This is a genomic window from Yoonia sp. BS5-3, from assembly GCF_038069655.2.
In the GTDB taxonomy this organism is placed as follows: Bacteria; Pseudomonadota; Alphaproteobacteria; order Rhodobacterales; family Rhodobacteraceae; genus Yoonia; species Yoonia phaeophyticola.
Genome location: NZ_CP150951.2, coordinates 2,519,517 through 2,544,561 on the forward strand (window position 1 = coordinate 2,519,517; position 25,045 = coordinate 2,544,561).

At 57.9% G+C, this 25,045-nt stretch carries 26 protein-coding genes and 1 tRNA gene; 20 read left to right on the forward strand and 7 right to left on the reverse strand.

The window, feature by feature from the left end; all coding sequences use genetic code 11:
- Positions 1–7: 7 nt before the first annotated feature.
- The 5 genes from AABB29_RS12720 (at position 8) to rpoD (ending at position 7,848) form a co-directional block, all read left to right on the forward strand.
- Positions 8–271: a sarcosine oxidase subunit delta gene (locus AABB29_RS12720; RefSeq protein WP_341366559.1), complete on the forward strand. Its 264-nt coding sequence runs from the start codon at positions 8–10 to the stop codon at positions 269–271.
- Complete coding sequence (locus AABB29_RS12725) at positions 268–3,168, forward strand: sarcosine oxidase subunit alpha family protein (RefSeq protein WP_341366558.1); 2,901 nt, start codon at positions 268–270, stop codon at positions 3,166–3,168. Before AABB29_RS12720 ends, AABB29_RS12725 begins: the two co-directional genes overlap by 4 nt.
- On the forward strand, positions 3,161–3,694 hold the full coding sequence (locus AABB29_RS12730; RefSeq protein WP_341366557.1) for a sarcosine oxidase subunit gamma: 534 nt from the start codon (positions 3,161–3,163) through the stop codon (positions 3,692–3,694). The genes AABB29_RS12725 and AABB29_RS12730 overlap by 8 nt, the downstream gene beginning before the upstream one ends.
- 78 nt (positions 3,695–3,772) lie before the next feature.
- The gene (gene dnaG, locus AABB29_RS12735) at positions 3,773–5,737 is read left to right on the forward strand and encodes a DNA primase (RefSeq protein WP_341366556.1); all 1,965 of its coding nucleotides are present in this window, start codon (positions 3,773–3,775) and stop codon (positions 5,735–5,737) included.
- 131 nt (positions 5,738–5,868) lie between these two features.
- The gene (gene rpoD / locus AABB29_RS12740) at positions 5,869–7,848 is read left to right on the forward strand and encodes an RNA polymerase sigma factor RpoD (protein ID WP_341366555.1); all 1,980 of its coding nucleotides are present in this window, start codon (positions 5,869–5,871) and stop codon (positions 7,846–7,848) included.
- 47 nt (positions 7,849–7,895) lie between these two features.
- On the opposite strand, the gene AABB29_RS12745 is transcribed toward rpoD, so the two are convergent.
- Entirely contained in the window at positions 7,896–8,330 is a 435-nt protein-coding gene (locus AABB29_RS12745; protein ID WP_341366554.1) for a hypothetical protein, read from the reverse strand.
- A gap of 161 nt (positions 8,331–8,491) precedes the next feature.
- On the opposite strand from AABB29_RS12745, the gene AABB29_RS12750 reads away from it, so the two are divergent.
- The gene (locus tag AABB29_RS12750) at positions 8,492–8,770 is read left to right on the forward strand and encodes an HlyU family transcriptional regulator (RefSeq protein WP_341366553.1); all 279 of its coding nucleotides are present in this window, start codon (positions 8,492–8,494) and stop codon (positions 8,768–8,770) included.
- On the opposite strand, the gene AABB29_RS12755 is transcribed toward AABB29_RS12750, so the two are convergent.
- Entirely contained in the window at positions 8,767–9,153 is a 387-nt protein-coding gene (locus AABB29_RS12755) for a hypothetical protein (protein ID WP_341366552.1), read from the reverse strand. The two genes, AABB29_RS12750 and AABB29_RS12755, sit on opposite strands and share 4 nt — an antisense overlap.
- A gap of 294 nt (positions 9,154–9,447) precedes the next feature.
- Between AABB29_RS12755 and AABB29_RS12760 the strand changes: the two genes are divergently transcribed.
- The 5 genes from AABB29_RS12760 (at position 9,448) to ribD (ending at position 13,506) form a co-directional block, all read left to right on the forward strand.
- A complete protein-coding gene (locus AABB29_RS12760; RefSeq protein ID WP_341366551.1) occupies positions 9,448–9,711 on the forward strand; it encodes a hypothetical protein in 264 nt (87 codons plus the stop codon).
- A 44-nt stretch (positions 9,712–9,755) separates the two neighbouring features.
- Complete coding sequence (locus tag AABB29_RS12765; protein ID WP_341366550.1) at positions 9,756–10,160, forward strand: secondary thiamine-phosphate synthase enzyme YjbQ; 405 nt, start codon at positions 9,756–9,758, stop codon at positions 10,158–10,160.
- A 7-nt stretch (positions 10,161–10,167) separates the two neighbouring features.
- Positions 10,168–11,790, forward strand: coding sequence for a sulfotransferase (locus AABB29_RS12770; protein WP_341366549.1), 1,623 nt, complete (start codon positions 10,168–10,170; stop codon positions 11,788–11,790).
- A gap of 160 nt (positions 11,791–11,950) precedes the next feature.
- Positions 11,951–12,418, forward strand: coding sequence for a transcriptional regulator NrdR (gene nrdR, locus AABB29_RS12775; RefSeq protein WP_373636555.1), 468 nt, complete (start codon positions 11,951–11,953; stop codon positions 12,416–12,418).
- A complete protein-coding gene (ribD, locus tag AABB29_RS12780; protein WP_373636556.1) occupies positions 12,415–13,506 on the forward strand; it encodes a bifunctional diaminohydroxyphosphoribosylaminopyrimidine deaminase/5-amino-6-(5-phosphoribosylamino)uracil reductase RibD in 1,092 nt (363 codons plus the stop codon). Before nrdR ends, ribD begins: the two co-directional genes overlap by 4 nt.
- Positions 13,507–13,515: 9 nt before the next feature.
- Here the strand turns inward: ribD and AABB29_RS12785 are convergent, their stop codons facing one another.
- Both AABB29_RS12785 and AABB29_RS12790 read right to left on the reverse strand, forming a co-directional pair.
- A complete protein-coding gene (locus tag AABB29_RS12785; RefSeq protein WP_341366547.1) occupies positions 13,516–15,528 on the reverse strand; it encodes a capsular polysaccharide biosynthesis protein in 2,013 nt (670 codons plus the stop codon).
- 48 nt (positions 15,529–15,576) lie between these two features.
- Positions 15,577–16,872 carry a capsular biosynthesis protein gene (locus tag AABB29_RS12790; RefSeq protein WP_341366546.1) on the reverse strand — a complete coding sequence of 432 codons (1,296 nt, stop codon included), beginning with the start codon at positions 16,870–16,872 and terminating at the stop codon, positions 15,577–15,579.
- A gap of 150 nt (positions 16,873–17,022) precedes the next feature.
- On the opposite strand from AABB29_RS12790, the gene AABB29_RS12795 reads away from it, so the two are divergent.
- From AABB29_RS12795 to nusB, 5 genes are all read left to right on the forward strand, one after another.
- The gene (locus tag AABB29_RS12795; protein WP_341366545.1) at positions 17,023–17,619 is read left to right on the forward strand and encodes a riboflavin synthase; all 597 of its coding nucleotides are present in this window, start codon (positions 17,023–17,025) and stop codon (positions 17,617–17,619) included.
- Between the two features lie 74 nt (positions 17,620–17,693).
- A complete protein-coding gene (locus AABB29_RS12800; RefSeq protein WP_341366544.1) occupies positions 17,694–18,251 on the forward strand; it encodes a hypothetical protein in 558 nt (185 codons plus the stop codon).
- Positions 18,252–18,483: 232 nt separating this feature from the next.
- Positions 18,484–19,614 (forward strand): 3,4-dihydroxy-2-butanone-4-phosphate synthase, encoded by a 1,131-nt coding sequence (ribB, locus tag AABB29_RS12805; protein ID WP_341366543.1) that lies wholly within the window; start codon positions 18,484–18,486, stop codon positions 19,612–19,614.
- Positions 19,614–20,153, forward strand: a complete 540-nt coding sequence (locus tag AABB29_RS12810; RefSeq protein ID WP_341366542.1) for a 6,7-dimethyl-8-ribityllumazine synthase — start codon at positions 19,614–19,616, stop codon at positions 20,151–20,153. The genes ribB and AABB29_RS12810 overlap by 1 nt, the downstream gene beginning before the upstream one ends.
- Positions 20,150–20,617, forward strand: coding sequence for a transcription antitermination factor NusB (nusB, locus tag AABB29_RS12815; protein ID WP_341366541.1), 468 nt, complete (start codon positions 20,150–20,152; stop codon positions 20,615–20,617). The genes AABB29_RS12810 and nusB overlap by 4 nt, the downstream gene beginning before the upstream one ends.
- 368 nt (positions 20,618–20,985) lie before the next feature.
- Here the strand turns inward: nusB and AABB29_RS12820 are convergent, their stop codons facing one another.
- Positions 20,986–21,486 (reverse strand): aggregation factor core, encoded by a 501-nt coding sequence (locus AABB29_RS12820; protein ID WP_341366540.1) that lies wholly within the window; start codon positions 21,484–21,486, stop codon positions 20,986–20,988.
- 256 nt (positions 21,487–21,742) lie between these two features.
- Complete coding sequence (locus AABB29_RS12825) at positions 21,743–21,892, reverse strand: hypothetical protein (RefSeq protein ID WP_341366539.1); 150 nt, start codon at positions 21,890–21,892, stop codon at positions 21,743–21,745.
- 350 nt (positions 21,893–22,242) lie between these two features.
- Here AABB29_RS12825 and AABB29_RS12830 point away from each other — a divergent pair, with 350 nt between their 5' ends.
- Positions 22,243–22,671, forward strand: a complete 429-nt coding sequence (locus AABB29_RS12830; RefSeq protein WP_341369091.1) for an MmcB family DNA repair protein — start codon at positions 22,243–22,245, stop codon at positions 22,669–22,671.
- On the opposite strand, the gene AABB29_RS12835 is transcribed toward AABB29_RS12830, so the two are convergent.
- Entirely contained in the window at positions 22,658–22,849 is a 192-nt protein-coding gene (locus AABB29_RS12835; RefSeq protein ID WP_341366538.1) for a DUF6324 family protein, read from the reverse strand. The two genes, AABB29_RS12830 and AABB29_RS12835, sit on opposite strands and share 14 nt — an antisense overlap.
- 169 nt (positions 22,850–23,018) lie before the next feature.
- Between AABB29_RS12835 and AABB29_RS12840 the strand changes: the two genes are divergently transcribed.
- From AABB29_RS12840 to AABB29_RS12850, 3 genes are all read left to right on the forward strand, one after another.
- Positions 23,019–23,095 (forward strand) — tRNA-His (locus tag AABB29_RS12840).
- A gap of 96 nt (positions 23,096–23,191) precedes the next feature.
- Positions 23,192–24,214 carry an RluA family pseudouridine synthase gene (locus AABB29_RS12845; RefSeq protein WP_341366537.1) on the forward strand — a complete coding sequence of 341 codons (1,023 nt, stop codon included), beginning with the start codon at positions 23,192–23,194 and terminating at the stop codon, positions 24,212–24,214.
- Between the two features lie 38 nt (positions 24,215–24,252).
- A complete protein-coding gene (locus AABB29_RS12850) occupies positions 24,253–24,885 on the forward strand; it encodes a TerB family tellurite resistance protein (protein ID WP_341366536.1) in 633 nt (210 codons plus the stop codon).
- Positions 24,886–25,045 lie beyond the last annotated feature (160 nt).

Below are 25,045 nucleotides of genomic sequence, written 5' to 3' on the forward strand. Positions count from 1 at the left end.
GGCAGCGATGCGGATCATATGCCCCAATTGCGGCGCGCGCGACCGGCGCGAATTTTACTATCAGGGCGATGCTTTGACGCTGCGCCGTCCAGCGCCGGATGCGGGGCCTGAGGCCTGGGATGATTACCTGCATATTCGGGACAATCCGGCAGGTCTTACGCGGGATTTGTGGTGCCACGAAGCTGGCTGCGGCGCCTGGCTGGTCATTGAGCGTAACACGCAGACCCATGCAATAGACAGCGTCACGCTGGCCGAGAAGGTCAAAAGATGAGGCTGAAGGCACCCGAAAAACTGGTCAGCTTTACCTTTGATGGCCGCCAGCTGCAGGGCGTGCCGGGCGAGCCTGTCGCTGCCGCTTTGCTGGCCAACGGGGTCAAACTGGTTGCGCGATCTTTCAAATATCACCGCCCGCGCGGCGTGATGTCCGCAGGATCCGAAGAACCCAATGCGCTTGTCACAGTGGGGCGCGGTGCGCAGCGGGAACCGAATATGCGTGCCACGACCCTTGAAGTGTCTGAAGGGCTTGAGGTGTTAAGCCAAAATGCCTGGCCCAGTCTGCGTTATGATCTGATGGCGGTGAATGATCTCTGCGCGCCATTCCTGGGTGCTGGGTTTTATTACAAGACTTTCATGTGGCCGAAAGGATTTTGGAAATCGCTTTATGAGCCAGTTATCCGGCGCGCGGCAGGTCTTGGCGCGCTTAGCGGCGATGCGAGCCTTGACCAAAATGAAAAAGCCTTCGGCTTTTGCGATATTCTGGTGATTGGTGCCGGACCAACGGGATTGATGGCTGCCTTGACTGCGGCCCGCGCCGGGGCTGACGTGATTTTGGCCGATGAAGATACGGCCATGGGCGGCCGCCTTTTGCGCGAGGTCGAAGAGGTGGATGGCCAGCCCGGCCCCGCCTGGGTGCAAAAGGTTCTCGGCGAGCTGAGCGCGATGAAGAATGTCCGCCTGATGCTGCGAACAACGGTAACCGGCGCTTATGATCAGGGCACTTATAGTGCGCTTGAGCGGATTGCGGGCCCTCGCCTGCCGGACAAGCCGGTCAATTGCTTTTGGCGTATTGCCGCCAGACATGCGATCCTTTGCACGGGGGCGCTTGAGCGCCCGATCGCCTTTCCAAATAACGACCGCCCGGGCATCATGATGGCAGGTTCTGTCCGGTCTTACATCAACCGTTGGGGTGTCGCGCCGGGTCAATCGGTGACGGTTTTTGCCAATAATGATGATGCCCATCGCACCGCACGGGATTTGCACGCAGCTGGGGTAAAGGTCGCGGCCCTGATCGACACGCGGGCGGATATCGCAGCGCAGGCTGACTATCCGGTTTTTGCCGGGGCGCAGGTTGTTGCCACCCAAGGCCGCCATGCCCTGAAAAGCATCACTATCGCGCAGCAGGGTGTCACGCACACTATAAAGACCGATTGCCTCGCTGTGTCAGGGGGATGGAACCCGGCGGTCCATTTGACCTGCCATATGAATGGCCGCCCGGTCTGGTCGCCCCGGATTGCATCCTTCGTGCCGACCCCTGACAGTGTCCCGGGTCTTGTGGCCGCAGGTGCGTGCAACGGGGTGTTTGATACGGCAGGCTGCTTGCGCGCAGGGGCCGAAGTTGGGGCCGAAATCGCAAAGGAACTGGGGCGAAAGCCGAAGATGTCTGTGCCCGTTGCGGATGATGCAGCCTACCGGATCAGTCCGTTTTGGGCCGTGCCCGGGCGCGGGCGCAAATGGGTCGATTTCCAAAATGATGTTCATGTGAAGGATATCGCCCTGTCAGCGCAGGAAAATTTCCGCTCTGTGGAACATATGAAACGCTATACGACACAGGGCATGGCCCCCGATCAGGGTAAGTCTTCGCATGTTGTGGCTCTGGCTATTTTGGCCGATGCGACCGGGCGCGGCATTGCCGAAACCGGCACCACAACCTTTCGGCCCCCTTACGTGCCGGTGCCGATTGCGGCCATGGGGGCAGGTGGGGAAGGCAAAGGCTTTGCCCCCGCGCGGTTGACCACATCGCATAGTGCCAGTATCGCGCGCGGCGCTCCGATGGTTGAAGCGGGGCTGTGGTATCGGCCCAGCTATTTCCCAGCGACCAGTGAGACGCATTGGCGGCAGTCCTGCGACCGTGAGGTGCGCCTCGTGCGGGAGGCAGTGGGGATTTGTGATGTCTCAACCCTTGGTAAGATTGATGTGCAGGGGCCCGGCGCCGCGGCTTTGCTGGACTTTGTTTATGCGAACACCCTGTCGACCCTCAGGCCGGGGCGCATGCGCTATGGGTTGATGCTGCGTGAGGATGGTCATGTGATGGATGACGGAACGGCCGCCCGCCTGACCGAGGATCATTTTGTGATCACCACAACAACGGCGGCGGCGGGCCAGGTGATGCGCCATCTGGAATTTGTATTGCAGGTATTACACCCTGATCTGGATGCGCGGGCCTTGTCTGTGACTGAACAATGGGCGCAATTCGCTGTCGCCGGCCCGCAAAGTCGCGCGTTGCTCGAAAGCGTTTTGGAGGTGCCGTTGATCGAATGGCCCTTCATGTCTTGCGGGGACATTGACCTGTCCGGCGTGAAGGGGCGTTTGTTCCGGGTCTCGTTCTCGGGTGAGCTTGGTTATGAGATCGCGGTGCCTGCGCGTTATGGCGAAAGTCTGTTTCGGATGCTCGTGGCGCAGGCTGAAACGTTTGGGGGTGGGCCTTACGGGATGGAGGCGTTGAACGTGCTGCGGATTGAGAAGGGGTTTCTGACGCATGCCGAAATGGACGGGCGGACGACGGCCTTTGATATCGGGTTGGACCGGATGATCAGCCGCAAGAAAGACTGCATCGGGCAGGCAGCTGCAAGGCGGCCCGGGCTGGTTGATCCGATGCGTGGGCAGCTTGTCGGGTTGCGCGCGATCGATGCAGCGCAACCACTTTGGGCCGGCGCGCATTTGTTTGGAACGGATGCCCAAGCGACGCGTGAAAACAGTCAGGGGCATCTGACCTCCGTTTGTTATTCCCCGACCTTGCAGGGCCATATTGGGCTTGGGTTTTTGCAATCGGGCAGAGATCGGCACGGCGAGACAATGCGCATGGTTGATCATTTGCGCAAAGCCCAGACCTTGGTTGAAATCTGCGATCCGGTGTTCTTTGATCCAGACGGAGGGCGCGCGCGTGGTTAAGCTGATCGCGAAACCGGCCTGCGTGCCGGGCGTGCCGCTTCGGATCGGGGATGTCGAAGCGGTCGAGGTGATCTATGATCAGCTTTTTTCGGTGGCGCCTTTTCAAATGCAGCAAAGCGCCGTGTCTGAAGCTTTGAAGGCGCAAATCGGGCTTGGATTGACGCCCTTGGGGCGGCGCAAGACAAAGGATAATGTGACCGTCCAATGGTTTGGTCATGGGGTTTGGCTGGTGACAGCCCCCGTTTCATTGACCGGGATGGCGGCGGTGACAGATCAGTCCGATGCTTGGGCCGTCGTCAAGATATGCGGGACGCAGATGATTGATGTGCTGGCCCGCCTTGTGCCGATTGATTTGCGGCCGGCCCATTTCAAAACCGGATATTCGGCACGAACAATGGCAGGGGCGCTGCATATCGCGATCACGCGTGTGGATGCGCATAACTGCGAGATTATGGTGATGCGATCGATGGCGGCGACGCTGATGCATGAATTGGAAACGGTGATGCGCAGGGTTGCGGCCCGTTAGATCAAAATTCTAGAATTTTGATCGCGCCCCAGGATAGCCCGGGTCGACATTCGGGACAGGCCGCCTGATAATGCGCCGATGAGCTTGCCCCCTGGTTTTCTGGATGAATTACGCAACCGGCTGTCCCTTGGGCAGGTCGTCGGGCGTAAAGTCATGTGGGACACCCGTAAGTCCAACCAAGGCAAGGGTGATCTTTGGGCCCCATGCCCCTTCCATCAGGAAAAGACGGCCAGCTTTCACGTCGACGATCAGAAAGGCTATTACTATTGCTTTGGATGCCACGCTAAGGGGGATGCGATTAGCTTTGTGCGTGAGACGGAAAATGTCGACTTCATGGAAGCCGTGAAAATTTTGGCAAGCGAAGCGGGGATGACCGTGCCCGAACGCGACCCGCAAGCGCAGCAAAAAGCAGATCAGCGCGCCGTCTTAACCGACGTTATGGAACAGGCGGTCAAATGGCACAGGTTGCAATTGCAAACTGGCGCGGCCTCTGAGGCCCGGGATTATCTTGAAAGGCGCGGGCTGAGCGCAGAGGCGCAGACCCGCTGGGAAATCGGATTTGCCCCCGCCAAAGGCGGGGTGCTTGCCAGCCTGACGGGCAAAGGCGTCAAACAGGATGATGTGATCGCGGCAGGTCTTGCCGCAGAAAGCGACCGGGGCGGTGCGCCTTATGACCGGTTCCGCGGGCGGATCATGTTCCCGATCCGGGATGCGCGGGGGCGGGCCATCGGCTTTGGCGGGCGCGCCATGGATCCCAACCACCCGGCCAAATATTATAATTCGCCCGAAACAGCGCTGTTTGATAAAGGGCGGAGCCTGTTCAATCATGGACCCGCGCGCGAGGCGGCAGGCAAAGGCAAACCGCTGATCGTGGCCGAGGGCTATATGGACGTGATCGCCCTGGCCGAGGCGGGTTTTACCGCCACGGTTGCCCCGTTGGGAACGGCCATCACCGAAGACCAGTTACGCCTTTTGTGGCGGATCGCACCCGAGCCGATCATCGCGCTTGATGGGGATACAGCCGGGCTGCGCGCGGCGATGCGCCTGATCGATATTGCGCTGCCGCTGCTTGAGGCGGGCAAATCCCTGCGCTTTGCCTTGATGCCCGAAGGGCAGGACCCTGATGATCTGCTCAAGACCCAAGGGGCCGGGGCGATGCAAAAACTGCTTGATCAGGCGATCCCGATGGTCGCACTGCTGTGGCGGCGGGAAACCGAAGGCAAGGTGTTTGACAGCCCAGAGCGCAAGGCTGCCTTGGATAAGGCCTTGCGCGACAAGATAAAATTGATCGCGGACCCGTCGATCCGCACCCATTACGGCCAGGCGATTAAGGATATGCGCTGGGCATTGTTCAGCAATGCAAAACCGGGACCGCGCAAAGGGCCACAGCGGGCCTGGAATGGACGACAAGAGGCGTGGAAACGCGATGTGAGCCCGGTTGCGACCAGCAAAAACTCGGCGCTGGGCACGGGCGCTGCCGCCGAAGACCACCTGCGCGAGGGGGTCATTCTGGCAACAATGATCGCAGCCCCCGCTGTGGCCGCTGAATTTGAAACGGCGCTTGAGCAGCTTGAATGCCGCGATCCGCTGCACCAAGAATTGCAAAACCTGATCTTGCGACATCTGGGCGCGGACGACTTGCGCGCCGTTATTTTGGGCGAATTGGGCGAAACACCCCTTGAAAAACTGATGTCGCAAAGCCATGTGGCAATAAGCCCCGCGATCCGGCGTCCGGGTGATGCCGAAATCGCGCGCCTTTGCCTGACCGAAGAATTCGCAAAGCTGATGGCCCGTCGCGGTCATGCGCGCGAGATTGAGGATGCGGTTGAAGATCTAACCGGTGTTGTGGATGAAGGGTTGACCTGGCGACTGGCGCAGGCCTCGGCCGCACTCGACAAGGCAGGGCGGGGCGATAATGAGGACCGGGCCGAATATGTGATCGGCGAAAATGGGGCGCGGATGAAAAAGGATGAACAAAATGCATTTGATCAACTTCTCGATCAAATCGGTTTTGCCAAAGGGACGGAGCGCCCTAAATCCTGATTCAGGCAACAATCGCTGAAAACTAGGCCTGACCTGCTTGCGAATCACCTCGATGCGAGGTTGATTCGATTTTAACCGAATCAGCCGAATCATTTCGGTGCTATATTCTTTGCTTTTATGAGGGGCCGCGCATGGCAAAAGATGGTGACGATCGTAAGGATGGCGACCAGGATGGCGACATCAGCCTGGATATGAGCCAAACCGCGGTCAAAAAGATGATCGCCGACGCGCGCGAGCGTGGCTATATCACCTACGATCAACTGAACGCCGTGCTGCCGCCTGATCAGGTGTCGTCTGATCAGATTGAAGATGTGATGTCGATGCTGTCCGAAATGGGCATCCAGGTCACCGAAGAAGAAGAAAGCGAAGAAACAGAAGAACCCCAGGGCGGCACCGAGGTGGCGACCGTCGCTGGCTCGCGCGAGGTGACGCTGGGCGGGGCCGAGGCTGAAAAGCTTGACCGCACCGATGACCCGGTTCGCATGTATCTGCGCGAAATGGGCAGTGTCGAACTGCTGAGCCGTGAAGGCGAAATCGCGATTGCCAAACGGATTGAGGCCGGTCGCAACACGATGATCCTGGGGCTTTGTGAAAGCCCGCTGACCTTCCAGGCGATCACGATCTGGCGCGATGAACTTCTGAACGAAGACATCCTGCTACGCGATGTGATCGACCTTGAAACCACGTTCGGCGACCAAATGGGCGAGGATGGCGAAGCGGCTGCTGTCGTTGTGCCGACTGCCGATGCGCCTGCCGAAAAGGTCGAAAAGGCGCAAGAGCTGGACGCCGATGGTAACCCGATTGCCAAAGATGACGACGACGATGATGAGGATCAGGCCAACATGTCGCTGGCCGCGATGGAGGCCACGCTGAAGCCGCGTGTGCTGGAAACGCTTGAAATCATCGCCCGCGACTTTGCGACCCTCTCTGATATGCAAGACGCCCGGATGTCTGCGACCTTGAATGAGGATTCCTCATTCTCGGACAAGGAAGAGAAGAAATACCAGCAGCTGCGCTCTGAAATCGTGGAATTGGTGAACTCGCTCCATTTACACAACAACCGGATCGAAGCGCTGATTGACCAGCTTTACGGGATCAACCGCCGGATCATGTCCATCGATAGCGCGATGGTCAAACTGGCCGACCAGGCCCGCATCAACCGCCGCGAATTTATCGATGCCTATCGCGGGCGCGAGCTTGATCCCAATTGGCTTGAGGAAATGTCCGAAAAGTCCGGGCGCGGTTGGCAGATGCTGATCGAACGCTCAACTGCCAAGATCGAGGAACTGCGCGGCGACATGGCCCAGGTTGGCCAATATGTCGGGGTGGATATCACCGAATTCCGCCGCATCGTCCAGCAGGTCCAGAAGGGTGAAAAAGAGGCACGTCAGGCCAAGAAAGAAATGGTCGAAGCGAACCTGCGTCTTGTGATCTCGATTGCCAAGAAATACACGAACCGTGGCCTGCAATTCCTAGATTTGATCCAGGAAGGGAATATCGGCCTGATGAAGGCCGTCGATAAGTTCGAATATCGCCGCGGCTACAAGTTCAGCACCTATGCGACATGGTGGATCCGTCAGGCGATCACCCGGTCGATTGCTGATCAGGCCCGCACGATCCGTATCCCGGTCCATATGATTGAGACGATCAACAAACTGGTCCGGACCGGTCGCCAGATGCTGCATGAAATCGGCCGCGAACCCACGCCAGAGGAACTCGCAGAAAAACTGCAAATGCCTTTGGAAAAGGTCCGCAAGGTGATGAAGATCGCCAAGGAACCGATTTCACTGGAAACGCCAATTGGCGACGAAGAAGACAGCCAACTCGGCGATTTCATCGAAGACAAGAACGCGATCCTGCCGCTGGATTCGGCTATTCAGGAAAATCTGAAAGAGACGACAACGCGCGTTCTGGCCAGTCTGACCCCACGCGAAGAACGCGTGCTGCGGATGCGCTTTGGGATCGGGATGAACACCGACCATACTTTGGAAGAAGTGGGGCAGCAGTTCAGCGTGACGCGCGAACGGATTCGCCAGATCGAAGCCAAAGCGCTGCGCAAGCTCAAGCACCCAAGCCGGTCACGCAAGCTGCGCAGCTTCCTTGATCAGTAAATGATGCTGATCGCCTTGGGCCGTTCGCCCAAGGCGATCAAGCAAATTCATGCGCTTTCCGACACATTGCAGGCCTGCAAGCCGCTTAGCCCGGCAAAAAGCAGGCCTTCATAAAGCGCCTCGTCGATACCTGCCTCACTTGCCAGGGCGGCCCAATCAGGTTCGGTTGGCTCATCCTCTGATAGCCAATTGATCATGTCCCGCACAACGGTCTGCCCCGCGACCATGTCATCGGGATATTCAGCCTGCACATTGCGGGCAATACAGCCGCAGCCATCCAGCGTGTCGCGGCCTGACGTGAATTCCTGGTCATGCCAATTCAATCTGTTCTCACAACTGATCGCGTATTCCAGTCCGTCTTCGGACAAGGCATATTCTTCGGCAAGTTCGGCATGCACTTTGCCAAAATACCACATCCCGACCAATTGGATGCCCCCCAGTACAAGCGCGATACCGATGATTTTCTTCAAAAAGTTACGCATTTATGCTCCTCCTCAGGACGCCATTAAGAAGATCAAATCTGGCCCGAGTATGGCGGGCCGATTTTTCGTTGAGAACGGGTAAGGTTGTAGTCTTCGGTCTTGAAAACCCTGCGCCATCCCCGCTACCCATGAATGGGCGTAGAAGCAAAAAGAGGGAAAACATGTCACTTCTTGCAAAACTGTTTGGGGGCGGGAAAGGGGCTGCTGCGCCGGAACCCGAAGACTACAAAGGTTTCCTGATTTTTGCCGAGCCGACACCGCAGGACGGGAAATTTCGGATCGGGGCCCGGATCGAGAAAGAAATCGGCGGAGAGCTGAAAATCCACACGCTGATCCGGGCAGACATGCTTGATGACATGGAAACAGGGCAAGAGGCATCAATCCGCAAGGCCAAACAGGTGATCGACGAACAGGGCGATGCCCTGTTCAGAGCCGGTTAAAGGCAGATACCGATTGCGGATTGTGTCGATTGCAGCAGCTGGCCCAAAGTCAGCTGATCCACACCTGCTTTGGTCGCGATCGAGGACCAGTCCGGTTCTTGATTTGCCTCGGTTGCAATGATTTCGCGCAGCAACACGCTGGTGGCCCGGAAATCCATATTTTCTTTTTCACCCAATGCGTTGGCAAAACAGCCGCAGCCCTCGGCAATGCTGATGCCGGCGGCAAAGTCAAAATCATTCTGCGATAAGGTCCGCTGGCAGGATACCGCAAAGGATTGTGCGGAAAAATCCTGCCCCGGTGCGTCAAAAGACGGAACACTCGTCAATCCGCCCGTGGCGGTTACAGCCAAAACAAGAATGGCACTCTTTACAACACTTAACATCGATAACTCTCCAACTAACTTTGTAATGAATACCGATAAAATTTGTCTCTATAAAGGAGCTATCAGGGCAAAATGACAGCAAGGTTAATTTACCCCAAGCCTTTTGACCGCGTTATTTGTAAGGGCCCCAAGGGGAAATGGCGCTGAAATTGGGGCGGGTTTGTGCCGGAACCGCGCCGGTTGAAATAACCGATCACGCAAACTCATCAGTCTTTACAAAACAGTGATAGCTGGTTTCACCGCATTGATTTGTCGGTCCGTCGCGCCATATCAGGCGGTGAAAGGAGAAAGCAGATGACCCGATTTTCGAAGACCGCCAGCGCAGCTTTGTTGATGCTCAGCATCGCCCCCGCTGCCCAAGCCTATGGCACTGACCCCGAAGCAGACGCACTGCGTAACATTGTGCAGCTGAGCTTTGAATTGCCGCAAGAGGCCGCACTTGATGGGACCTGCCAGATCAAAGTCACGCCGGAATTGGCCAGCGTATTGGGGCTGCCAGGCGATTGGCGCGGCGGCGACGCTGCAGAAAGCACAGCATTGGCCTGTAACGAAGGCTGACACACCCGCTTGCGCTTGCCCGTGCCGCCAGTCACACTTGGCGCATGCAGCAGATTTTTGATGTCCAAACAAACGGGCCCGGCCTTTACGAAATCACCGATCAACTGCGCCCATGGGCGCGTGGATCGGGGCTTTTGACGCTTTTCATTCAGCACACATCCGCCAGCTTGGTCATCCAGGAAAACGCCGATCCTGACGTGCAGACGGATCTGCAAAACTACTTTGCCCGTCTGGTGCCGCCGACGACCGACCCGTCCATGTCCTACCTGACTCATGTCTACGAAGGGCCCGACGATATGCCCGCGCATATTAAAGCCGCGCTACTGCCAACGCATCTCTGCATTCCCGTTACCGATGGGCGCTTGGCTTTGGGCACTTGGCAGGGCATCTATGTCTTCGAACATCGCGACAGGCCGCATCTGCGGCATGTGGTGGCCCATCTTGGCTAAGGCATCCATGAAAAAAACAGCGAAACCTGCGAGCAAAAAGGGCAATATGGGGCTTGATCAGGCGTTGGCGCTTGCGCGGTCTGGCAACATACCAGCGGCGGGGCAACTTTACGACAAGCTGCTGGCGGCCAAGCCCAAGAACATCGCGACATTGCGGGCGGTGATCCATTTCCACAACCGCTATAGCGCGCGGTTTCGACGCGCATTGCCTGCACTAGGGACATTGCTTGCGCTGCGTCCGAAATCGGCCGAGGCCCATGCCATGGCGGCCGAAACCCTTTGCAATTGCGCGCGGCTGCCACAGGCGCGACGCCATGCGGATCAGGCGCTTGACCTGGCACCCGATGACCCGGATGTCTTGTTTATTGCTGCCGTGGTCGCGATGGAGCAACGCGACTACCAACGTGCCTTGGGCTACCTTGCGCATGCGCGCGATCTGCGGCCCGATCATCGGCCGTCCTTATTGCAGACAGGGCGGGCGCTGGTTGCAACGGGTGAATTGGACCAAGCGCAAAACCTCTGCCGGACCCTGCTTGCGTCCGAGCCTGACGATATGAATGTTATCGGGCTATATATTCACGCATCGCGGGTGAAACCGGATGATCCGATATTCTTGCATTTGCGCGATCACATCCTGCCGCGAAGCGAAAAAATCGGCGGTGTACATCTGTCAAATGTGCTTAAACGACTGGCCAAGGCGCATAATGATTTTGGCGATTACGATGCGGCCTTTCAACTATTCGCGCGGGCTAAAGCTGTTTTGCCGATGAAATATGATGCGGCGCATTACAGTCATTTCGTCAACACAATCAGAACTGAGATCAGCGCGGCTGACTACACGGGCGGCGGTGATTTGACACAAACCCCTGTGCTGATCGTGGGGATGCCGCGCAGCGGATCGACATTGCTTGAGCAAATCCTGGCCAGCCATGCGCAGATTGCAAGTGCGGGCGAAAATCCCAGCCTGAATGTGATCGTCCAGGATACCAAAGCCCGCAAACATAATGGCCGTGACCTAGTGCAGGCGATCAAGCAAATCCCGGAACCTGCGGCACACAAGCTGGCTGCGCGGTATCTCAGCGAAACCGGGCAAGGCGATGCTCTGCGGGTATTGGACAAGTCGCTTCATAATTTTGAGCTGCTGGGCTTTTTCGCGCGGTTGCTTCCTCAGGCGCGGATTATCCATATGCGGCGCGATCCGATGGATACATGTGTATCATGCTATATGCAAAACCTGTCGGCCTGGCATAAATACACTCAGGATCTGGACGCTTTGGGACATGCCTATGTTCACTATGACAAGTTGATGGCGCATTGGCAGCAGGTCCTGCCAAATCCAATCCTGACCGTGGATTACGAAGAGGTGGTTGGCGATCTGGAAGGGCAGGCGCGCCGAGTTGTTGATTTCCTGGGGCTTGATTGGGATCCGGCTTGTCTGGACTATCAGACCAGTCAAAATCAAAGCCGCACCCTTTCTGCAGGGCAGGTGCGCGAGCCGCTTTATACCTCATCGATGCAGCGGTGGCGGCGATACGAACAGCATCTGGACCCGCTGAAGAAACGGCTGCAGCCGCTCTATCCAGACGGGTTTGATGCGCCTGCGCTCATGGCTTCATCTGGTGCAGGTTGAGGGGCCAGAACCGAGTCCCTTTGGCAACGGTTTGCCCCCATCATCTAGCGGCTGGAATTGCCCACTACCCAAGACCGGGGGGGCTGCCTATACTGCCTGTGAAAAATGGGGCGCCGGTCACAAGGCATAGACCCCCGCACAGGTAGAACAAGGACAAGACATGCGTTGCCCCTTTTGCGGAAATGTGGACACCCAAGTAAAAGATAGCCGGCCTGCCGAGGATCATGTGGCGATCCGGCGCAGGCGGTTCTGCCCGGCCTGCGGGGGCCGGTTTACGACCTATGAACGGGTGCAGTTGCGGGATCTTGTTGTGATCAAGACCAACGGGCGGCGCGAGGATTTCGATCGGCCGAAACTGGAACGTTCGATCCGGATTGCCTTGCAAAAACGCCCTGTTGAGCCGGACCGTATGGACCAGATGATCAGCGGGATCGTGCGGCGGCTGGAAAGCATGGGCGAGACGGATATCCCATCTGGAACAATTGGTGAGATCGTGATGGAAAGCCTCGCCCGGATCGATACGGTCGCCTATGTCCGGTTTGCGAGTGTTTACAAGAATTTCCAGGCGGCTGATGATTTTGATAAATTCGTCAGTGAGCTGCGGCCTGACACCCCCCTGGACGAGTGAGCAATCTCCAAGACGCCCGTTTCATGGCGCTTGCCCTGTCACTGGGGCGGCGTGGTTTGGGACGGGTCTGGCCGAACCCTTCGGTCGGCTGTGTGATCGTCAAAGATGGTGTGATTGTCGGGCGGGCGCGTACGGCTGATGGCGGGCGGCCGCATGCCGAAACCATCGCTCTGGCCCAAGCTGGGGCGGCTGCGAAAGGGGCGACAGTCTATGTCACGCTAGAGCCTTGCGCACATCATGGTAAAACCCCGCCTTGCGCGGATGCGCTGTCAAATGCGGGGGTGGCGCGGGTTGTCGTGGCTATGGGCGATCCGCATCCACGCGTGTCGGGACGCGGGTTGGCGATGCTACGCGCGGCGGGCATCACCGTCGATTGCGGCGTGCTGGAAGATCAGGCGCGCCGGGATCAGGCGGGCTTTTTGATGACCCAGGCCGAAGCCCGCCCCTTTGTGACCTTGAAATTGGCGGGCACTTTGGATGGGCGCATTGCAACGGCCTCGGGCGAAAGCCAGTGGATCACAGGCCCTGCCGCACGGCGCTGCGTGCATATGATGCGGGCCAGCCATGATGCGGTGATGGTGGGCGCTGGGACAGCACGGGCGGATGATCCGTCACTGACGGTGCGGGGGCTGGGGATCACCAAGCAGCCGGTGCGAGTCGTTGTGTCCCGCAATATGAAAATGGCGCAAACGGCGAAATTGGCGCAGACGGCTGATCAGGTGCCGCTCTGGCTGTGCCACGGACCGGATGCGGATGTGGCAGGATTGACAGGGCAGGGCGCTGTCAGTGTGCCGTGTGCGCTTGACGGGCCTCAGGTTGATTTGCGCGATGTTCTGGCCAATTTGACAGCACGCGGGATTACGCGCGTCTTTTGTGAAGGGGGCGGGATGATGGCTGCCTCATTGCTCCATGCCGATTTGGTGGATGAGCTTGTTGTGTTTTCTGCGGGAATGGTTATCGGCGCAGAAGGTACGCCTGCATTGGCAGCGCTGGGCGTTGCAAGGCTCGATGCGGCCCCCCGTTTTGTCCTAGACAGCGTGCACTCTGTTGGTCCTGATATTTGCCACCGGTGGCGAAGGAATTTCTAGAAATTCCTTCTACCCGCGGGTTTTGCGCCAAAGTGGCGCAAAACCCGCCAGCGCCCCTTGCAGTTTTGCAATGCTGCGGTTCATTCGGCCGGGGGCAGGGATATCGTCATTTTCCAGACGATCTACAATCACCTCGACTGGGCAGGCAAGGCCGGTCAGCGGATCATAATAGCGTGGATAAGCGATCAGGGTCGCATGGACCAACGCGGCCAGATCAACCCGCGCCTCGCGCCGGGGGATCGGGATGCTGCGGTCATCGGTCAGCCCCCAATGGGCATAAAAGGGCGCGCCAAAACAGGTCACCCGTTTGCCGCGTAACAAGGCCTCAAACCCGATCAGCGAGGTCATCGTCCAAACCTCATCCACATGATCAAGCGCCGCAATCGGGTCGGTCCGGGCGAGCACAATATCCGCCAGTTTGTCGGCATCGGGCACAGCGCCGGGGCGTAAGCCAGCCTCAACATCCGGATGGGGTTTGTAGGCAATGATGGCAGCCGGATTGGCGTCGCGCACGGCGCGCAACAGGGCAGCGTTGTTTGAAATATCGGTTGTGCCCAAACGGATTGAGGCGTCATCCTCAACCTGACCGGGGACCAGAATGCGGCGGCCCGCTGGCAGCGCTGCCAACCCTTCGACATTGCGCAGATTATATTTCGTCAGCCTTGCATCAATGATCCGCTGGGTCAGCGCATTGGCCCTTGCGCGGGCGCTATCGCTGAGCGTACCCGAGCTGTTGATCAGCGCCTCCAGCCTGCTGGGGCGGGTCGCATCGTAATAGATCCCGACATCATCCAAAACCAGGCTCAGCGGGGCAATCAGATCAGCGCCCAACCCGCGTGAGCGCAAAAAACCATCCTCAACCAAAACCGCATCACCGCCCGCCGCATGGCTGGCCCATTGCATCAGGCGGGCATTCCGCTTTTCGGCCTTGGCAGCAGCGCGGCCGGCCTTTGCAAACCGCACCGGTTTGATGCCGCCAAAGACCTGCTGCAGGGGCTTGCGTTTCCACAGGCGCATATCCGCCGCGACCCAACCGCGATAATCATCGCGCCAGGCGCGGGCCAGCGCAGTCAGTGTCGCGACCGCTTCCTCAAAGCTGCAAAGCCGGTCATGGAACGGATCATACCATTTGGGATAAAGGATCATGGCGCCAGCAAACAGCTGGGCCCGGGTCAGGTTGCGCTGACGGCGTTGCAGCGGCGTGCGATCATCAGTTAGCCCCCAGCCCATATAAAACGGTTGGCCGAAGACAACCGGCTTATGCCCGGCCAGTATGGCCTCAAACCCCAATTGCGAGCTGACGGTATAAACGGCAATCGCCCCTTCAAGCAGGGCCCAGGGCGATACCGGATCGGTACAAAGGCTGATCTTACCCCCTGCATTCTTGGGGCCGAAATAGCCGTCGCGATGGCCGGCGGCGGTTTCGGGATGGGTTTTGATGACAATCCTTGCGCCGGGATGTTCGGTCTGGGCAAAAAACAGCATCTCGCGAAAGCTGTTGCTATCCGCGCCCGAGGCCTTGATCGACGCATCCTTACGGGTCTGATCAATAACCAGCACATAGCCCGGCTCCGGGACAGGCAGGCGCAGGTCAAATGCGTTATATTTGGACAGATGCGCGGACCTAAGCGCCGCAATCCCCGCCTTGGCACGATCCAGCAGGGCGGTGTCGTCCAAAGGGTCTTCGCGCAGGATACGTTCCAGATCTGACGGGGTGCTTGGATCAAAATGCACGCCGCTATGATCGATATTCAGGCCCAGGGGCACGTCACCATCGCGGCCCAGCCCGACCGAGCGCAAAAAGCTGTCTTCGACCCGGATCACAGGGGTGTCCGTCCGGGCGGCGACAGCTTCGCCGCGCGGGGATGTGGGGCTGTGGCCCCAAACGCCAACCTTGTCGCCAGGGCCGGGGGCGCCCAGACGAATGTCAAAACCGGCCAGGTCCAGGATACGGCGCACCCGGGTTTCGGTCAGAAAACCGCCATTATAGACGTAAAGGTTTTGTCTGGGTGTATCGGTCATTTGGGGCACGCTACGCCAGACATCCCGCAATGGCCAGCGACGTTCGGATCAGCCATTCTGGGTGTCGCGACCGGGGACAACTTGCAACGCTGGCCGGGCGGGTGTTTCGGCATGGGCACCGTAGGGATCTGTCGCAGCAAGCATCAGATCGGGCAATTGGCGCATCAATTGGCGGCGGCCCTTGGCCGCATAAAACCCCCCGGCGATCTGGCTGGTTTGCAGCAAAAAGCGGCGATAATCGCGGTAATCGGCGCTTTGGGGCGGGTGCGGATTGGCCAGAAAGGCAGGCAGGGACTGGTCTGAGACAAATTCAGGCTTGTCATAAACGGCCGCGCCAAACACCTTCAATGGGATGCCGCGCCAAAGAACCTGTTGGCCGGCTGTGGAATTGACGGTGACAGCGCTGCGGGCCTGATCAAGAAGACGGGCCAGTTTGCCGCCACGCACATAATGGACGCGCGCGCTGATCCCTTTGGCCCGGGCCAGATCACGGATGGTACGGCGCAAGGGGGACTGCCCGCTTTCCAGCGGATGCGCTTTGAAAACAAGGTGATGATGGGCAGCGGCGCCTTTGGCAAAGCCATCAATGACGACCTGCAAAAATGCCGTCATATCGGCAAAGGGTGAATGGGCCTGAAAGCTGGCATCATGTTCCAGTTGCAGCAAGGCCAGATGATAGGGATATCCGCCCGCCTGAATGCGGCGGGTCGCGATGGCGCGTTGCATCGCCAGAAAGGGCATCAGGAACAGGCGTTTGGAATAAAGACGCGCTTCGCGGCGGACCGATAAGGCGCGATGCGGTTTGAACAGCGGATACCGCCCGTTGTGGAACATGACAAACCAATGATAGGCGGCGCCCCAGAAAATATGCTGGCGCATATCGCCCCAATGGGCTGGCGGGGTGGGGACATCTGCGGCATTCAGGGCCAGCTGGGCCTGCATATCCGCGACGGACAGATCCATCAGGCGCGAATGGCCATTGCTGCCGCCACGTTCATATGTGACCCAGTAGGGGCGCAGATACCCTTCTTCAAAGACATGGATACGCAGACCGGCGGCTTTCGCCTGACGCACGGCCTCGGCATGGATGGGGCGGGTGTCGCCATAGATCACGATATCGGTGATATGCCGCTCGCGCAAAAGGCTGGCCAGGGTTTCCGGCCATGCGGTGGGGGCACCTTGAAAGGGGATATACCCATCCTCGCGCCACCACATGGCGGCATCACCTGCGTTAAAACCAACACGCCACACCTCGGCCCCGGTTGCGCGCAGCTTGCGGGCCAAAAGCCGAAAGAACGGGCCATGCGGGCCTTGCAGAAACAGGAAACGGCGTTGGTCTTTCATCAGGGCAGGCCTAGCGGGAAGGGTTTTGGTTTTGGTTAACGACGCATGTTGGCGGGAATAACCAGCGCTGACAAGGGGAGCCGCTTGCCAGTTGTCCCCCTAGCCGCTACCTGCTTGATAACCAGCATCGCAAACAGGGGAAACGGGCCTATGTTCACCGGGATCATCACCGATATCGGCAAAGTCATGCAGCTTGAACAACGGGGCGACCTGCGGGCGCGGATCGGAACGGGCTATGATGTGGACGGGATCGATCTGGGGGCGTCGATCGCCTGCAACGGGGTCTGTCTGACGGTGATTGCGCTGGGACGGGAGCCGCAAAACTGGTTTGATGTGGAAATCTCGGCAGAAACCGTTGGCGCCACGAATGTGGGCGGCTGGTCGATGGGCACGCAGCTTAATCTAGAGCGGGCACTGAAAGTCGGGGATGAGCTGGGCGGGCACATCGTGTCAGGCCATGTCGACGGCGTGGCCGAAATTGTCGGGATGCGCGATGATGGCGATAGCACGCGCGTGACCTTCCGCGCGCCGCAAGCGCTGGCGCGGTTCATTGCGCCCAAGGGTTCGGTCGCGCTGAACGGGACATCGCTGACCGTGAATGAGGTGGATGGCGTCGATTTCGGGATCAACTTTATCCCCCATACCAAACAGGCAACGACCTGGGGGGATGCGGGCATTGGCGATAAGATCAATCTTGAGATTGACACGATGGCCCGCTACGTGGCGCGGCTGCGGGAATATGATTAAGCCCGGACGCTGTTTGACAATCTGTGCCTCTGGGGAAATGCTGCCCTTAGACGCTGATTTCAAAAGGGTAGGTTATGGCGGGTATCGGACATAATTCAGGCCGGGTGGATGAACCGGGCAAAAGCTGGCGCAAACATGTCTGGACCAAAGCCCGCCGGGAACTGATGCCGACCCTCCCGCTTGAGGTGGTGCGCCTGCGGGTGCGCCGCGCGAAAGAGCTGGGATTACCCTATAGAACCTATGCCGGGATCCGGGCCAGCAACGGGCATGATCTGGTGGGCTTTTTGTTTTCAAGCAATGCGCTGCAGGTGCTGCGCGATGGACAGGAGATGCCTGCGGATCGCGAAGCCAAACTGGGCCAGCTGGTGCAGACAATGCGGACGGGGCTGGCCCATGCGCCAGTAAGGCCCACGCATCTGGGCCGCTTGCCCGGGATCGACCAGGCTTTTGCGGCGCCCGGTTTTGCGCAAAGCTGGGCTGCAATGCGCGATCAGATGCAAGATGTGATCCGGGCGCAAGGCAAACCGGCGGATCGGTTTGTGATGATCGGCGATACCGCGTTTGAACGTGAATGGGCCGAAGCGGCCCGCATGGCGGGCTATCTTAGCGCGGGCGATTTTTTCGGCGCTTAAACCCAGTTTAGGGTCCGGTGCGATAAGGGCGCACTGGCCTGCAAAACATATGTACAGCTTATGTACACGTGCCATACGCCAAACATACTGGAAAATTTGACGGTTTTCGCCAGGTTAACCTTTTGATTCGTATGCATTTCACGCCACGTCCTTGCCGCGCTCTGTGCCCATCACCCTTTTCAAAGGCACAGCGCTGGGCTATCTGGCGTTGAGCATCAGATCGAGGGTCCAGATGAACCAGACATTCGAAACGCCGGGCCCCGTGGAACGCGACTGGTCCGACGCAATCAGCAATATCGAAGACATCATCGAAGACGCCCGCAATGGCCGCATGTTCATCTTGGTCGATCATGAAGATCGCGAGAACGAAGGCGATCTGGTGATCCCCGCGCAAATGGCGACGCCTGATGCAATCAACTTTATGGCCAAATATGGTAGAGGCTTGATTTGCTTGACACTTCCTGGCGAACGGATCGATGCGCTGGGCCTGCCATTGATGGCCTCGCACAACTCTTCCCGGCATGAAACAGCCTTTACGGTCAGCATCGAAGCCCGCGAAGGGGTCAGCACTGGTATCTCTGCGGCTGATCGCGCGCTGACCGTCGCAACGGCCATTGATGCATCAAAAGGGGCCGCGGATATCGCGACACCCGGCCATGTTTTTCCCTTGCGCGCCCGGGATGGGGGCGTTTTGGTGCGGGCCGGTCATACGGAAGCTGCAACTGATATCAGCCGCTTAGCCGGGCTGAACCCGGCTGGTGTGATCTGTGAGATCATGAAAGAAGACGGCGAAATGGCCCGGCTTCCTGACCTGATCGCCTTTGCCCAAATGCATGGCTTGAAGATCGGCACGATCAGCGATCTGATCGCCTATCGCCGCCGCCATGACAATCTGGTGCGGATGCGGGACAGCCGGGTGATTCAATCGGAATTTGGCGGCGAATGGGAGCTGCGGATTTACACCGATGAAACCCAAGGGGCCGAGCATATCGCATTGATAAAAGGCGACATTTCAACGCCCGAACCTGTGCTGGTCCGGATGCATGCGATGGATCCGATGCTGGATGTGGTCGGGGTTGGCCCGACGGGGCGGCGTGACGAATTTGGTGACGCGATGAAGCTGGTTGCTGCTGAAGGGCGCGGCGCGCTGGTCTTGCTGCGCGATGTCCATATGAAGCTGGAAACGGATGAGGAAGCCTCGCCGCAGACATTGCGGCAATATGGGCTAGGGGCGCAAATTCTCAGCTCGCTTGGCGTGCATGAAATTGAATTGCTGACCAATTCACCAAAGCCGAAAGTCGTGGGGCTTGACGCCTATGGGCTTGAAATCATTGGCACACGTAAAATATCGGAGATCGGATAATGGCCGGACCGTCGCACTATATCATGCCGCTGCCGGTTTTCGATAAGCCGGTGAAAATACTCATCGTGGCCTCCCCTTATTACAAGGATATCAGCGACAATCAGATTGCCGGGGCCAAGGCGGAAATCGAAAAAGCGGGCGCCACTTGGGAGCTTGTCGAAGTGCCCGGCGCATTGGAAATCCCAACGGCGATTGGCATAGCCGAACGGATGAGCAATTTTGATGGCTACGTTGCGCTGGGCTGTGTGATCCGGGGCGAGACGACGCATTACGATACGGTCTGCAATGACAGCAGCCGGGCGATCCAACTGCTTGGATTGCAAGGGGTTTGTATCGGAAATGGTATCCTGACGGTTGAAAATCGTCCCCAGGCAGAAGTACGGGCGGACCCGGCCGAGATGAACAAAGGGGGCGGCGCTGCGGCTGCGGCCTTGCACCTGATCGCGCTCGCTCGTAAGTGGGGCAAAGCCGAGAAAAGCGTGGGATTCACCCATGAGATTCTGATGGCGGGCGATACGGACAGCAAGACCACAATATGACCCTTTCGAACAATCAAAAACGCAAAATGAAATCGGCCTCGCGGCTTTATGCGGTGCAGGCGCTGTTTCAGATGGAGGCGGCTGGGCTGACCGTCGAAGCCGTTACGCGCGAATTTGAAGATCACCGCTTTGGCGCAAGCTATGACGAAGGTGAGATGTTCGAAGGCGATATCGACATGTTCCGGGCTTTGATGGAAAAAGCTGTGGATCATCAGGCAATTATCGACCAAATGACCGACCGGGCATTGGTTGCGAAATGGCCCATCGCGCGGATCGACCCCACCTGGCGGGCCCTGTTTCGTGCGGCGGGTGCGGAGCTGTCGTTGAAGGATACGCCGCCCAAAGTCGTGATCAGCGAGTTCGTCAAAATCGCCGAGGCGTTTTCAAGCGATGGCAAAGAGCCCAAGTTTGTGAATGCCGTGCTCGACCACATGGCCCGCGAAGCGCAGCCAGACGCGTTCTAGCAGGGCTCCGCAAGACGACGATTCCTAATATCGGCAATTACCGATTGGGTCGCGATGCCTGGATCAACCTATACTAATGTATATACACTTAACGCATAGTTTAGCACGCGGCGCCTTTTTGCTACCCTGAGGTGAGTGATGGTGCTGTTTGTTGGCTGGGAGTTGGTGATGTTGAGAAAAGAGTTTGGACCGATTGATGTAGATAGTCTAAGCCGCAAGGCCGCGCGTTTGTCGCGTGCGGACATCTCGTCTACGGCCCAACGCGGCGCAGACCAAACCACACGCCCCAGCTGGTTTGCTGGCGTGATCATCAATCCACGCAAATCAATTTCACGACGTTATAGGCTGGGCGGTGCCCCTTCGCGGTTCTAGCTGATGCAACCTGTTGGAACAGTTGCCACATCTGTATCGGGCGCGAAGACGCTGCTGGTGCTTTGCCCATCGATTGTCATCTGAACAGCGGTGCCTGACAGCTCATTATCTGCGACACGGATTTGCCCCAATGGGCTGTTCGCCAAAACATCATCCAAGTCTGCTGAGATGACGACCTCGGCGTTTGTTGCAAACCCATTGATCTGAAAGTTCAGCCTCTGATCGCCATCCGTGACGGCCGCAAGTGTGACAGCGCCGCCCTCAACCTGAACTGGTTGAAACACTTCAACACCAGCCCCGTCGGCTGTCACATCGAAAATCAGGCCACCTTGCGATTGGCTCAGATCGATTGCGACATCAACGGTCTGTAGCGGACAGCCGGTGTTTATCAAAACAAAGCGATCTTTGGGCGCGCTTTCGATGAAGCGGATTTGAACATCCGCAAGCGCGGGCGCGGCCAGCAGGCATGTCGTGATCAAAGCGAGAGAAAATTTCATATCTCGCCAAGTAGAGCGGGGCGGATGCAGGTCAATGCTGGGGTGACGGGAACCACGACGACCGTAGAGGCAACTAATCCCGAGGACCTGTATATACAGGTGGGCGCCAGGTAATCAGACCAGGGTCAGAACAGAGCCAGCTCCCTCGGATTTGCTTAAGGCCACTGGATTTGTGCCTATGGTATACAAGAAGCGCAGAAGCCCGTCGCCATCACAGGTAGGGGGCTTACGCCCGCTGGGCAAGTGGTGATTGCCGTTATTCTTGAACGTCGGCTTTCAGCAGCCAGCCATCGGGGCCCACCATTTCGATGGGTGCGTAGGCAAGCAGAACACGTTCGGTCATTCCGACCATCAACAGGGCCATGCAAATTTCGTAAAATGTGATCCCTGAAAACAACGTAAGCACTGGTCGCTCCTTTTTGGCGTCTAAAGGCAGTATCGGCGGCAATCCTGCCTAAATCGTGACGATCCGGTGGTTTTCGACCCAGTAACACTGCGTCATTTGCCCCCTTTGCGTCACAATACTGCGCGATTTCGATGAACAATCGTTAACGACGCTAGGGCTTGCACATTGATAACACGTAAAAATATTGTGGGCCGATGATGAACAGGCCGGTTTATGTTCAGCCAAGTTTTCTAAAATACGTGTCAAACTGATTAAGCCTTCGTAAATGCGTGATTCCCGCTATGTCTTGCATTTTGTTCACCTATTGTTCATGGTTCGGCCATGTCGACCGAACTTGCCCCCCGCAATTGATGCCCGGCCAGCTATTGGCGCGCGGGGTCGGACGGGCTTTGCGCAGCCATGATTTTGTCAGCGTTGAGGAATTGGTCCCAAGCGCGGGCCTGCGCGTTGACGTCATGGCGCTGGGTCCGAAGGGCGAGGTTTGGATTGTCGAATGCAAATCAAGCCGCGCTGATTTTCAATCCGACCATAAATGGCAGGGGTATCTGGAATGGTGCGACCGGTTCTTTTGGGCCGTCGATAGCGACTTTCCAACCGAATTACTGCCCGATGATACCGGGTTGATCATTGCCGATGCCTATGACGCCGAAATCATCCGGATGAGCCCTGAGACAAAGCTCGCACCGGCGCGCCGCAAGGTCATGATCCAGAAATTTGCGCGCCATGCGGCGATCCGGGCGCAGGCGGCCCGTGATCCGGCCTTTGTCAGCGGGTTTTGACTGCGCGGGCTGCGATGGCTGCGGCTTTGATCTCATCTGCGATTTCGTCGGCCTCTTCGGGATCGAAATCCATTGGGATTTCAGCACCATTGGCTTCAACAAAGATCCGCACCATGCCTTGATCCGTTGGGCCGATCTGAATGTTGGCCTCAATATCGCTTTCTGTGTTGATGCCCATGATGGCCCCCTTGCTGCGTTGCGCGATTCCCTACCGCGCGCAGGGCCGGATTGGCAAGGGTGCTGCTGGGCTTGATACGGGTTGCTTTATTTTCTGGCAAAGACAGGTGAATGATTGCCCTTTGGGGGACTTGCAATCAATGCGCCTTGGGGCTAAATCCCCCAGCAGTGCCGCCTTAGCTCAGTTGGTTAGAGCGCTTGATTGTGGATCAAGAGGTCCCTGGTTCGAGACCAGGAGGTGGTACCACCCGCAAAATTTCAACGAAATTTCGCGGCGCGCGGGGAAACGTTTGGCTTTTCCAAATGTGGCCGCGCTCATCAGAAAATTGAGCGCGAGACCAATATGACCACCATCACCTTCCAAATTGCCGAAAAACCGGCACCACGTCTCGACAAAGCGCTTGCACGCGACGTGCCCGAAGATGCCGCGCTGAGCCGTTCGCGCCTGGCCAAGCTGATTGCAGAGGGCGCGGTCCAGATCGATGGGACCATCGTGACCGACCCGAAATTCAAAGTGGGCGAGGGGGCCAGCGTCAGCATTGCCGTTGCTGCGGCTGAGCAAAGCCATATTGGCGCCGAAGATATCCCGCTGGATGTGATCTTTGAGGATGATGATCTGATCGTGTTGAACAAACCTGCGGGCATGGTGGTGCATCCCGCGCCGGGCACGCCGGGCGGGACACTTGTGAATGCGCTGATCCATCATTGTGGGGACAGCCTGTCCGGTGTGGGCGGGCAGAAACGCCCGGGCGTGGTGCACCGGATCGACAAGGACACATCAGGGCTGCTGGTCGCTGCGAAATCAGACAAGGCGCATCATGGGCTGGCCGATCAATTCGCGGCCCATACGGTAGCGCGGCGCTATCTTGCGGTTTGCTATGGCGCGCCGGATGCCAATGATCCGCGGTTGCGCGGGATCAAGGGCACGTCTTTTGAGCCGGGCAATATTTTGAAGGTGCAGACCTTTCTGGGCCGCCACAAGACGGATCGCCAAAGGCAAACAGTGTCCTTTACCGCCGGGCGGCATGCGGTGACCCGTTCGCGTATTGTCACAGCTTTGGGCCAACCGGTGGGGGCGGCACTGATAGAATGCTGGCTTGAGACTGGGCGGACCCATCAGATCCGGGTTCACTTGGCCCATTGCGGTCATTCGCTGATCGGTGATCCGGTCTATGGCGGCAAACGCAAATTGTCGCCCAAAGCCTTTGGCGCAGATGGCGTTGCCGCCGCTGCTGGGTTTCGCCGTCAGGCCCTGCATGCAGCCACTTTGGGCTTTGTGCACCCTGTGACAAAAGAAGCGCTCGAATTTTCGGCTCCGATGCCTGATGACATGAATAGCCTTGTTTCGGCCCTGCGGGGTTCGTAGCCTCCTTGAACGATTGATTAATCGGGGAGGAGAGAGGAATGTTTTTTATTATTTGGGGATGGCGTGGTCGCCAACGCGAGGTTGGCGCGGGCGAGTTCTATTGCCCCGATTGCCGTGACCGCCGGGGATATCGGCTGGTTGCGGTGGCGCGTTGGTTCACGTTGTATTGGATACCGCTATTCAAAACCAAAGAGCTAGGCCAGTTCGTTGAATGCACGACCTGCAAGTCCACGTTTAATGAACGCGTCCTGGAAATGGACCCGCAAGAAGATGCGCGCAAGTTTGAAGCGGCCTTTTCTGTCGCTGCCAAACGGGTGATGTTCAAAATGGCCCTCGCCGATGGTGATCTTGACCCGTCCGAGGTGGACCAGATCGTCAAAGCCTTCTCAAATATTGCAAAGCGCGAAATTGATCCGGCGGATATCGAGGCCGAGATCGAGGCCGCCCGCGATGATCAACGCTCAATCAGTGCCTATGTGGCTGAGGTTGCACCGGGTTTGAATGACACCGGTAAGGAAATCATCCTGCGTTCGGCGATTTCTGTCGCCAAGGCTGATGGGGTGATTGACCCAAGCGAAATTGCCGATCTGCACGAGCTGGCAAAGGCGATTGATCTGCCCAAAGCCTATGCCAATGGCATCTTTGCAGAAGAATCGATCCAGCAAATGTGATCGTGTACCCTTTGCAAAAGCAGAGAATGGGCTGAAATATTCAGTCCCATGTGCGTGAGCGCACGAAAATGTGGCTCGCGCAACTAAACCGAATAGTTCATAAACTGTTTACGGAAAGCGCGTAGCAACCCCTTGAAAGGGTGCTATCGCGCCCCCATAT